Source organism: Clostridium sp. E02 (genome assembly GCF_003833015.1).
GTDB lineage: Bacteria > Bacillota > Clostridia > Lachnospirales > Lachnospiraceae > Lacrimispora.
Map to the genome: position 1 here is coordinate 1 of NZ_RJLQ01000039.1, position 11270 is coordinate 11270.

Genomic DNA, 11270 nt, shown 5'->3' on the forward strand with positions numbered 1-11270 from the left:
GTTAGTAATACCTTTCTGATTGTGTCCACCTCATTTCTAAGTCATGAGGTTCTATTATAATATATGAACTACTAATTGGGACATAATCATTTGTGATACACTAGGACATTATCATAAATGAATCATATAAAAATACTACAATTTTTTAATTGGGTTGTTTATTTAATAAAAATCTGTTATTATAATCGACATCTTAATAATAACAAAAGGAGGACTAAATTACTATGAAATTTTCAGATGGATTCTTGTGGGGAGGAGCGGTGGCTGCGAACCAGTGTGAAGGAGCATATAACGAAGACGGTAAGGGGTTAAGCACTCAGGATGTGACACCTCACGGAATTAAAGGACCTGTGACAAAGGAACCGACGCCGGATAATATGAAGCTGATGGGAATTGATTTTTATCATCGTTATAAGGACGATATAAAACTTTTTGCGGAAATGGGATTTAAGGTATTCCGTACCTCAATTGCCTGGAGCCGTATATTTCCAAATGGGGATGAGAAAGAACCCAATGAAAAGGGACTTCAGTTTTACGATGATTTATTTGATGAACTATTAAAATATGGAATTGAGCCTCTCGTAACCATTTCCCATTATGAGACACCGTTAAACTTATCTGTCAAATATGATGGCTGGATTAACAGGGAGATGATAAGCTTCTACGAGCGTTATGTCAGAACTATTTTCAAGCGTTATGGGAAAAAAGTGAAATACTGGCTGACCTTTAACGAGATTAACTCTGTGCTCCATGAACCATTTTTAAGCGGTGGAATTTATACGGATAAGAGCCAGTTAAAGAAACAGGATCTTTATCAGGCAGTTCATCACGAACTGGTAGCCAGTGCCCTGGCAACAAAAATTGGCCATGAACTGATGCCTGACAGTAAAATCGGGTGTATGATCTTAAGTATGCCAACGTACGCTCTGACTTCTAACCCGGATGATGTGATTGCAACCATGAAAGCTGATCATATGAATACATTTTTTGGGGATATGCATGTGAGGGGCCAGTATCCTGGGTATATGAAACGTTATTTTAAAGAGAATGATATTCAGATAAAAATGGTGGATGGCGATGAAGAACTGCTTAAGAATCACACGGTGGATTTCGTATCATTCAGCTATTACATGAGTGTATGCGAAGCAGCTGACCATACCAAGACTCAGGCAGGGGAAGGGAATCTCATGGGCGGGGTCACAAATCCGTATCTGAAGAAAAGTGAATGGGGGTGGGCAATTGACCCTCAGGGAATTCGCTTTGTACTGAATCAATTTTATGACCGGTGGCAGAAACCCTTGTTTATTGTAGAAAATGGGCTGGGAGCGATTGATGAGCTGGTAACACAGCCGGATGGAACAAAGACTGTCCTTGATGATTACCGGATCAACTATTTAAGAGATCATTTAATCCAGGTCAGGGAAGCCATAGAAGATGGAGTTCCTGTTATGGGATATACCAGCTGGGGGTGCATTGATTTAGTCAGTGCTTCAACAGCGGAATTAAAGAAACGATATGGATTTATTTACGTGGACCGAAACGATGATGGGACAGGTACGCTGAATAGATATAAGAAGAAATCGTTTGAATGGTATAAAAATGTGATCGCATCCAATGGGGAAAATCTGTAAAAATGTATAAAATGTTTTACATTAGCTAAAATACTGCTTGTTTTTCAGAACACTCCTGTGCTACTATGAAAATAGTTCACGGGAGTGTTACGATTACCCATAATGTCTGGAAAGTAATGCTTAACTGGGCATAGAAGAATAAACTTGATTGCAGTAAATGCAAAATATATATGTACGATCATAGATTTGCAAAAGTAAAAGATTTCTGGTTTGAAATCATGATTGCACTTGATTCAGATTTTGCATTTCAGGATGATCTGATTCAGGAAAAGATATTTAAAGGCGGAAAATATCTGACGTATGATACAAGTCTCAGTCAACTGGTATCTAGCTGGATGAAAGTAAATCAGTATGTATCTGCCAATAAGATAGCAAGTGGAAATCATCAATGGGTGGAAGTATGGAAGTTAAACAATTGGAGATTTACTGAAAAGGGGATAATGATAATGTATCCTCTTGTATAGATTGGGTATCTGATTCCGACTATAACAGTCGCGATTAATCGGGTGTATGTAAAGCGGTCCTGTTATACTTATCTCAGAAAGGAGGCAGGATGGACTATTTAAAAGAAATGAATCATGCTCTTGACTATATTGAAAGCAATTTGGATGGAGAAATTGATTACTCCACGGTGGCAAAGCTGGCTTGTTGCTCAATGAGCTGTTTTCAACGAATGTTTTCGTATATTGCTGACATACACTTGTCAGAATATATACGGCGGAGACGAATGACATTAGCTGCGTTTGAATTGCTAAACAGCAATGTTAAAGTCATTGACCTTGCTGTTAAATATGGCTATGAATCCCCGGATTCTTTTTCCCGGGCATTTCAAAATGTTCATGGAGTTATTCCCTCTGCTACACGCAAAGCTGGGAAGTCTTTAAAAGCTTATCCTCGTATCTCCTTTCATATTTCGTTGAAAGGAGATACTGAGATGAATTACAGGATTAAGAAAAAGGAAGCATTTAAAATTGTGGGTATGAAAAAGCATTTTCATGCACCGGAGGATGATCCGGGGGCTGTGGACAAATTCTGGAGGGAAGTGTTTGGAAATGGGACCTATGAAGAGTTACTTGCTTTATCTGATGGTGATCCGAAAGGAGTTCATGGTTTCATTGATGTGAAAAGTGAGGAGGATGTAGATTATACCATTGCATGTGTTACTGAGAAAGAGCCACCAGAGGGCATGGACTGCTTTATAATCAGGGAATCGACCTGGGCTGTTTTTGAGATTGAGGGTCCGGTGAATCGTGCTGTGGAAGATGCCTGGAAACGGATTTTTAGTGAGTGGCTGCCAACCTCTGGATACCAGTACGCTGAGACTGTGGATATTGAATGCTTTCCAAATCAGGGGAACAGAGGTGCAGACGATTTCAGGTTTGAGATATGGATTCCGGTTAAAAAAGAGTAAATTCATATATATAACGGTTGCCGCCCCCGCCTCCACCTGAAAAACCGCCTCCTCCAACAGAACCAGCAAAGCCTCCGGTACCATCTATATTTGCCTTTGGCGCAGCAGCACTGGAGATATGGTTGGTCAAGGGTTTTCATGCTTTTCAGTACTTCCTCGCCGATATGAAACAGGGTTGTTTATTGTAGAAAATGGGCTGGGAGCGATTGATGAGCTGGTAACACAGCCGGATGGAACAAAGACTGTCCTTGATGATTACCGGATCAACTATTTAAGAGATCATTTAATCCAGGTCAGGGAAGCCATAGAAGATGGAGTTCCTGTTATGGGATATACCAGCTGGGGGTGCATTGATTTAGTCAGTGCTTCAACAGCGGAATTAAAGAAACGATATGGATTTATTTACGTGGACCGAAACGATGATGGGATAGGTACGCTGAATAGATATAAGAAGAAATCGTTTGAATGGTATAAAAATGTGATCGCATCCAATGGGGAAAATCTGTAAAACGAATAAAATGTTTTACATCAGCCAAAATACTGGTTGTTTTTCAGAACACTCCTGTGCTACTATGAAAATAGTTCACAGGAGTGTTACGATTAAATAATATAAGTCTGCATCTGTTTTTTGGTGTAAGCTTTTTTTTATATCAACAGAAAGGAGAACGAATGAAACGATCAGAGAATCAGCAATTGTGGATAGAGGAGACTCTTGAAAAAATAAAAATAAAAATGGTTTCCGTTGCAGAACGCAATCAAGATAAAATACCTTATACTGCAAAGAACGGTATTTTTAATGATTATACCGATGAGAAGATTTACTGGTGGACCAATGGTTTCTGGGCTGGAATCATGTGGCAGATGTATCATCTATCTGGGGAGGAACGGTTTAAAGAGATCGCAGTGAGAACAGAAGAGAAGATGGATAAGAATTTTCTGATGCCGGAAAAACTGGATCACGATAATGGATTTAAATGGCTGCCCTCGGCAGTGGCCAATTACCGTATAACAGGAAGTCAGGAGTCTAAAAGCAGAGGCCTTTTAGCCGCAGAATTATTAGCAGGGCGCTACAATCCTGCCGGACATTTCCTTCGTGCATGGAACGAATGGGGAGGAGAAAAACACCTAGGCTGGGCAATTATTGACTGCATGATGAATCTGCCGCTGCTATACTGGGCCTGGGAAGAGACCAAAGATCCCAGATTCCGGCACATAGCGGTTAACCATGCAGATATGGCTCAAACCTATTTTGTGAGACCGGATGGGTCGGTCAATCATATTGTTGAATTTAATCCAGAAACCGGGGAAATGATTAAATCACGTGGAGGTCAGGGATATGAAGACGGATCCTCCTGGACAAGAGGCCAGTCCTGGGGAATTTATGGGTTTGTGCTAAGTTATGTGCATACACAAAATGAATCCTATTTGAATACGGCTAAGATTATTGCAAATTATTTTATTGCCAATATTCCAGAAAGCAATCTGATACCGGTGGATTTCATGCAGCCGGAAACTTGCAGCTGGGAAGATTCCACTGCGGCAGCTTGTGCAGCCAGCGGAATGATTGAACTCTCCAGATATGTAAAAGAAGCAGAAAAGCATGTTTATTTAGATGCAGCCATTCGTCTGCTGAAGGCGCTTTATGAAAAACGCTGCAGCTTTAGCCCTGACATTGACAACCTTTTGGAAAACTGTTCTGCGGCGTATCATGATACGAGGCACAATTTCCCCATGATCTATGCTGATTATTATTTTATAGAGGCAATTCTTAAATTAGCCGACAAAGAATTATTTATTTGGTAAAGGAAAGGAACGGATACTGATGAGAACAGATATAAGATCATACTGGCTGGATACAATGCTTAAAATCGCTCTTCCGGTCCTTGAGAATCTGGCCAATGACACTTTAAAGGAGTGCTTGCCAAACACAAATCCAAAGTGTCATAAGAATGCATTGCTGGAGGCCTTTGGACGCACTGCCTGCGGGATCAGTCCATGGTTGGAATTAGAAAACCTTAAGGGAGAAGAACGAAAGCTGCAGGAGAACTGCCGGATGCTTTTTCATCAGGCACTGGCCAATGCAACCAACCCAAAAGCCAACGATTATATGATATTCGGCGGCGGAGAAGAAGAAAGACAGCCCCTGGTGGATGCGGCGTTTTTATGCAGTGCACTGGTAAGAGCACCCAAAAGTCTGGTCCACAGTATGGAGGACAAAACGAAGGATCAGCTGATCCGGTGTCTGATGATTTCTAGAAAAATAGAGCCTTTAAACAATAACTGGGTCTTATTCAGTGCCATGGTGGAAACCGGTCTATATCTACTGGGTGGTGATTATGACAAGGAACGGATTCAGAACCATGTCAGCCGGATGTTAAGCTGGTATAAAGGAGATGGGCTTTACGGAGACGGGGAAGCATTTTGTTTTGATTATTATAACAGCTTTGTCATCCAGCCGATGCTGTTAGATATTATGAATTGTTTTAAAGATATGGAATATGAAATGCAGCCTGTAGTCTGGCAGCGTTCCCAACGGTATGCGGCAATACTGGAGCGGATGATTTCTCCGGAAGGGACGTACCCAATCGTAGGACGTTCTGTCTGCTATCGGTTTGGCGCATTTCAGACGTTATCACAGATGGCCCTGTGTCACAGGCTTCCGGAGGAACTTATCCCTGCGCAGGTACGCAGTGCGATGACGGCGGTTATCAAACGGATTATGGAGGGACCTTGTATTTTTGATGAAAACGGATGGTTAAAAACCGGAGTCTGCGGCTATCAGCCGGATTTAGGAGAACGATATATCAATACAGGCAGTTTGTATTTATGTACGGTGGTATTTCTGGTTTTAGGCCTGCAACCGGAGGAAGAGTTCTGGACAGACGAGGATGAGCCGTGGACCTCACAAAAACTATACTCCGGAGAGAATATGTCTGCAGACAAAGCGATTAAAATATAAAAATATCAATCGTGACGAATGAATAATTTCTGTAAAAGTGTACAAAATGTACTGAATAATATTGGTCAAAATACCGATTGCCTTTATAGTCTTCCTGTGATAAGCTTTAAGGAGTTTACAGGAGTGTTACTATTGAATTAGGCAAGTCTGCATCCGATTTATTTGGTGCATGCTTGTTTTTTTTGTTTTTAATTGATCAGTAACAGTAGTACGTTTTATACATTGAAATCGAGGAAACTTTTATGAAAATGATGATTAAGCAGATATTAAATACGAATGCTGTGATTTCAAACGATGAAAATGGGCAGGATGTCCTGCTGCTTGGAAGCGGTCTTGGATTTAAAAGCCGTATCGGTGATGCCATCGATCAGGAGCGGGTGGAAAAGCAGTTTATTCTGAAAGACAAAAATCATAAAAGTCAGTTTCGGGAAATATTAGATACCGTGCCACAGGAATATATTATGGTGGCAGAAGATGTGATTGATTTTGCAGTTCAGGTTTTTGATATGACTCTCAATGAGACCATTCATATTTCCCTCGTAGATCATATTTATCATGCGGTGGAAAATTATCAGCAAGGGTTTGTTGTACCCAATACAATTCTTCATGATATTATACGGTTTTATCCGGATGAATATAAGGTTGGACAAAAGATGCTGGACTTGCTGGAGTCTAAATTCGGGTACCGCCTTTCCAATGATGAGGCAGGATTTGTAGCCATGCATTTTGTAACAGCACGGCATAATCAGATAAGTGGAAATGCGAAAAAAATGATTGTAATGGTGAGTGAATTAAATGATCTGATTATGTCAGAACTGAATTTTCGGGTAGAGGAAGATTCGCTTCCCTATTATCGATATATGACTCATTTGAAATTTTTTGCACAGCGTGTCATGAAAAAGTACTATTATAAAGAACATGGTGGAGCACGCATGTTAGAAGAGTTACTGCGAAATTATCCCGATGAATACCGTTGCAGCCAGAAGGTATGTAAATACATTGAAGATAAATATCATTACAAAGCAGGACACGATGAGTTAGTATATCTTGCAGTTCATTTGTCACAATTAAAAAATAGTTAACTTTTGGGCAGTGTTATGATTTAGTTCAGCAAAGCCTGGTTATGCTCTTAGTCTATAGAGTATAACCAGGCTTTTTTGATAAAAAAAATTATTAGGGAGGTATCATGATGGCAGATTATTCGAAATTAGCCAAAGATATTGTAGAACATGTTGGTGGGGAAGAAAATATTAATTCCTTAACTCATTGTATCACACGTCTTCGTTTTAAATTGAAAGACGAAAGCAAAGCAGACACAGAAATACTTAAAAATATGCAGGGGGTCATTAAGGTAATGCAGGCAGCCGGTCAGTATCAGGTTGTTATCGGAAGTGACGTTGAAGATGTTTATGACCAGATTCTACTGAGTACTTCAATTGGAGACCAGGGTCAGAGCGCGCCCGTACAAGCAGACAACGCTGGCAGCAATAAGAGCGGTATTGTTGAAAAAATGACAGATCTTATTTCCGGTATCTTTATGCCGTTTATGGGAGCATTTGTCGGGGCAGGACTTTTAAAAGGTTTTTTGGTATTATTTACGACTTTGTCCCTGCTTGATAAAACGTCTACCACTTATACGATACTTTATGCAGCATCAGACGGAATCTTCTATTTCCTGCCTGTATTTCTGGCATATTGTGCAGCTCAGAAATTTGGCGCAAAAGCATTTATCTCTATGGCGATTGCCTGTGCCATGTGTTATCCTTCCATGACGGCTCTTTTCGGCGATAAGGAAGCCGTTGTTACATTTTTCTCAATTCCTGTAAAATTGATCAGCTATCCAAGTTCTGTACTGCCCATACTCATAACTGTTTATGCGCAGTCAAAATTGGAAAAAGTGCTGACGAAAGTAATTCCTAAGCTTCTGCAGAGTATTGTAGTTTCGTTGGTGGATTTTGCAATTGTTTTCCCTCTCGCTTTGATTGTGATCGGACCGGTTACAGATATCGTAAGTAAAGGGCTTGCCGGAGGTATTCAGGCGGTATTTGCTTTTTCTCCAGCAATTGCAGGATTTGCTTTGGGTGCGTTATGGCCAGTGTTTATCGTATTTGGTTTACACTGGGGATTTTTGCCTATTATTTTAAATAATTATTCCGTATTAGGTTACGATTACATCGCACCGGCCACATTTGGTGCAAACTTTGGTATTGCGGCAGCATGTCTGGCAGTATTCTTAAAAACAAGAAATAAAGACATGAAGTTAGTATCCGGTTCCGCTTCCATCTCAGCCCTGATTGGTGGTGTAACGGAACCAGGTATCTACGGTGTTTTAATGAAAAACCGTAAAATATTCATTGGCATGGCTGTAATTAACGGACTCAGTGGTATTATTGCAGCTGTTGCAGGTTGTGTCCGCACGGCTCAGGTTCCAGTCAACCTTTTAACGATTCCGGCCCTTTATGCGATGGCAGGTCCAGCTATCGTTATATCAATTACGTTCTCTTTTGTGATGGTATTTGTGGTAACTTATTTCTTTACGTATAAAAATGATGTACAATAAAAGATGACTGAAATTGACAATATAAAAAGATAACAGGAGAGTGAAAGATGCTGAATTTTTCAGAATTGTATCCATGCAGCAACCAGGCAAGAATGGCGCATTCGCTGGATGGTATGTGGAAATTCCGGTTTGATCCGGAGGAAAAAGGACTGCAGGAGGGCTGGCAGCATAAGCTGCCAGACCCCATCTCCATGCCGGTTCCCGCCAGCTTTTCGGATTTCTTTACAACAAAAGAAGAGAGGGATTTCTGCGGAGATTTCTGGTATGAGACAGAAGTATTTGTTCCAGAAGATTGGAAGAAACAGGAGTTGGAAATCCGTTTCGGAAGCATTACCCACCGTGCCGCTGTTTATTGCAATGGCAATCTGTTAGCAGCTCATGAGGGCGGATTTTTGCCGGTAGTTGCCACCGTAACGGATTATGTAAGATTTGGTGAAGTAAATACATTTATCGTAAAAGCCAATAACGAATTAAATGAAGAGAGTCTTCCCTGCGGTGCAACCACAGTGCTCAGTGATGGAAGAAAACTGGCTAAGCCTTATTTTGATTTTTTTAATTATTCCGGAATTCAGAGAAGCGTATGGCTCGTTTCAAAGCCAAAGGAATCCATCGAAGATTTTAGTGTGAATTATGAATTAGATGGAGAAGATGCGGTTGTCCATTATCAGATCAGGACAAATGGAAATCATAAGGTTTCCTTTGAATTATATGATGCAGAAAAACAGCAGGTGGCTAGAAGCATAGGCACCCAGGGAAGTGTTGTCGTTCCCAAAGCCAATTTGTGGAACGTAGGCAAAGCCTATCTTTATCAAGCGGTCATGCGTATCTGGGATGAGGAAACGCTGATTGACGAATATTCTTCTAAAATCGGTATCCGTACTGTCAAAATTGAAGGAAAAGAAATTCAGATTAACGGCAAGGCTGTTTATCTGAAAGGATTTGGAAAACATGAAGATTTTGAAGTGATTGGCCGTGGATTCAACTGGGGTGTTTTAAAGAGAGATTTTGAATGTATGAAATGGATTGGTGCCAATTGCTTTCGGACCAGCCATTATCCTTATGCTGAAGAGTGGTATCAGTTTGCAGATGAAGAAGGCTTTTTGATCATTGATGAGGTTCCCGCAGTGGGTATGATGCGATCTACCAGAAACTTTGCAGATGCAGGAACAGGTAAGTTTACCAGATTTTTTGAAACTCCTACCGTGCCCAATCTGTTAAAGGCTCACCTTCAGGCAGTGGAAGAGATGATTGTGAGGGATAAAAACCATCCCAGTGTAATTTCCTGGAGTTTGTTTAATGAACCGGAAACGACCAGCCAAGAGTCAAAAGAGTATTTTACCAAGATTTTTGATGCTGCAAGGGGATTGGATCCCCAGAAACGTCCGTTGACCGGAGCGTTTGAGAAAAACAGCCAGCCGGAAATCTGCCAGTGTTACCAGCTTTGTGATTTTATCTGTTTGAACCGGTATTACGGGTGGTATATCAAAGGAGGACCGGAACTTGTTGATGCAAGGGAAGCGTTCTTAATTGAGATGAATAAGTGGAAAGATAAAAATTTGAATATTCCGTTTGTATTCACTGAGTTTGGTACGGATACCATGGCAGCAGAACATAAACTTCCAAGTATTATGTGGAGCCAGGAGTATCAGAACGAATATTTGGATATGAATTTTGAAATATTTGACCAGTTCGATTTTGTACAGGGTGAATTGGTTTGGAACTTCGCTGATTTCCAGACAACAGAGGGGATCATGCGTGTGAATGGTAATAAAAAAGGAATTTTCAATCGGGTAAGGCAACCCAAAAGTGCTGCTTTTCTATTAAAGAACCGTTGGGAATCTTTGGACTAAGTAAAGGACTGAACAGAATGGGAATTTTAGATAATTTATTTGGTAATAAAGAGAAAAAAGAATTAGATACTCCTGTAGTTAAGAGTATAACCTGTGAGCCAAAAACAGTTTATAGCCCCTTAAAAGGAACTGTAATCCCGCTTTCCGAGGTAAGCGATCCTGTGTTTGCAGAAGAAGTGATGGGGCCAGGTGTGGGGATAGAACCAGAGGAAGGAAAACTTTATGCTCCAGTGGATGGAGAAATCGTATCTGTATTTCCAACTGGGCATGCAATTGGTATGAAGACCGAAGACGGAATGGAGCTATTACTTCATATCGGGATCGATACCGTGCAGATGGAAGGAGAGGGGTTTCATGCTGTTGTAAAGCAGGGAGATCATGTGAAAGCAGGGGAACTGCTGGTAGAATTCGACTGTGCTAAGATTAAAGAGAAAGGCTATCATACAACCACGATGGTACTTGTGCCAAATGCTGCTTTACTAGGAACCATGAGTCAGCCTCATACAGGCGCGGTTGAACCGCTGGAAATGCTATTTAATTTTCAGTAAACATTTTTTGGTATAATTAATTATGCGAATAACTAACAACACCAATGGTAATTATACTCCACGTCAGTTGAAATTACCATTGGATATTAAAAATTAATTGATATTTCTGATCCGGTATACACTTTCTGTGAGGTGATGGATTACATCGACCTATCAAAATATTTTGTAAAGAAAGGATACAAAAGGGAATCGGACACCGCAAAAGTATGGAACAGCGTCAATATCAGGAAATGCAAGGTTACCTGGAACGTCTGAAATCATACGCAAAACACATAGAAGTATGCGGAGAAAAACGAAACAGCTATTCGAAA

The 11270-nt window shown here is 40.6% G+C and carries 9 protein-coding genes and 1 pseudogene; all 10 read left to right on the top strand.

The genetic code is table 11. The annotated features are described in order from the left end of the window. Positions 1–218: 218 nt before the first annotated feature. Entirely contained in the window at positions 219–1631 is a 1413-nt protein-coding gene (locus EFT72_RS18600) for a glycoside hydrolase family 1 protein (protein WP_279222012.1), read from the top strand. Positions 1632–1801: 170 nt separating this feature from the next. Further along, positions 1802–2095, top strand: coding sequence for a hypothetical protein (locus EFT72_RS18605; protein WP_124068415.1), 294 nt, complete (start codon positions 1802–1804; stop codon positions 2093–2095). Between the two features lie 89 nt (positions 2096–2184). Beyond that, positions 2185–3042, top strand: coding sequence for an AraC family transcriptional regulator (locus EFT72_RS18610; protein ID WP_124068416.1), 858 nt, complete (start codon positions 2185–2187; stop codon positions 3040–3042). Between the two features lie 142 nt (positions 3043–3184). Beyond that, a pseudogene (locus EFT72_RS18620) lies at positions 3185–3550 on the top strand (family 1 glycosylhydrolase); the annotation flags it as partial. Positions 3551–3711: 161 nt separating this feature from the next. Next, positions 3712–4845, top strand: coding sequence for a glycoside hydrolase family 88 protein (locus tag EFT72_RS18625; protein WP_124068417.1), 1134 nt, complete (start codon positions 3712–3714; stop codon positions 4843–4845). Positions 4846–4864: 19 nt separating this feature from the next. Beyond that, a complete protein-coding gene (locus EFT72_RS18630) occupies positions 4865–6001 on the top strand; it encodes a DUF2264 domain-containing protein (RefSeq protein WP_124068418.1) in 1137 nt (378 codons plus the stop codon). A 242-nt stretch (positions 6002–6243) separates the two neighbouring features. Then, on the top strand, positions 6244–7083 hold the full coding sequence (locus EFT72_RS18635) for a PRD domain-containing protein (RefSeq protein WP_124068419.1): 840 nt from the start codon (positions 6244–6246) through the stop codon (positions 7081–7083). A gap of 104 nt (positions 7084–7187) precedes the next feature. Beyond that, positions 7188–8561, top strand: a complete 1374-nt coding sequence (locus EFT72_RS18640) for a PTS transporter subunit EIIC (protein ID WP_124068420.1) — start codon at positions 7188–7190, stop codon at positions 8559–8561. Positions 8562–8608: 47 nt separating this feature from the next. Continuing rightward, positions 8609–10411 (top strand): beta-glucuronidase, encoded by a 1803-nt coding sequence (uidA, locus tag EFT72_RS18645; RefSeq protein WP_124068421.1) that lies wholly within the window; start codon positions 8609–8611, stop codon positions 10409–10411. A 17-nt stretch (positions 10412–10428) separates the two neighbouring features. Next, positions 10429–10959 carry a PTS glucose transporter subunit IIA gene (locus EFT72_RS18650; protein WP_124068422.1) on the top strand — a complete coding sequence of 177 codons (531 nt, stop codon included), beginning with the start codon at positions 10429–10431 and terminating at the stop codon, positions 10957–10959. The last annotated feature ends 311 nt before the right edge of the window (positions 10960–11270 follow it).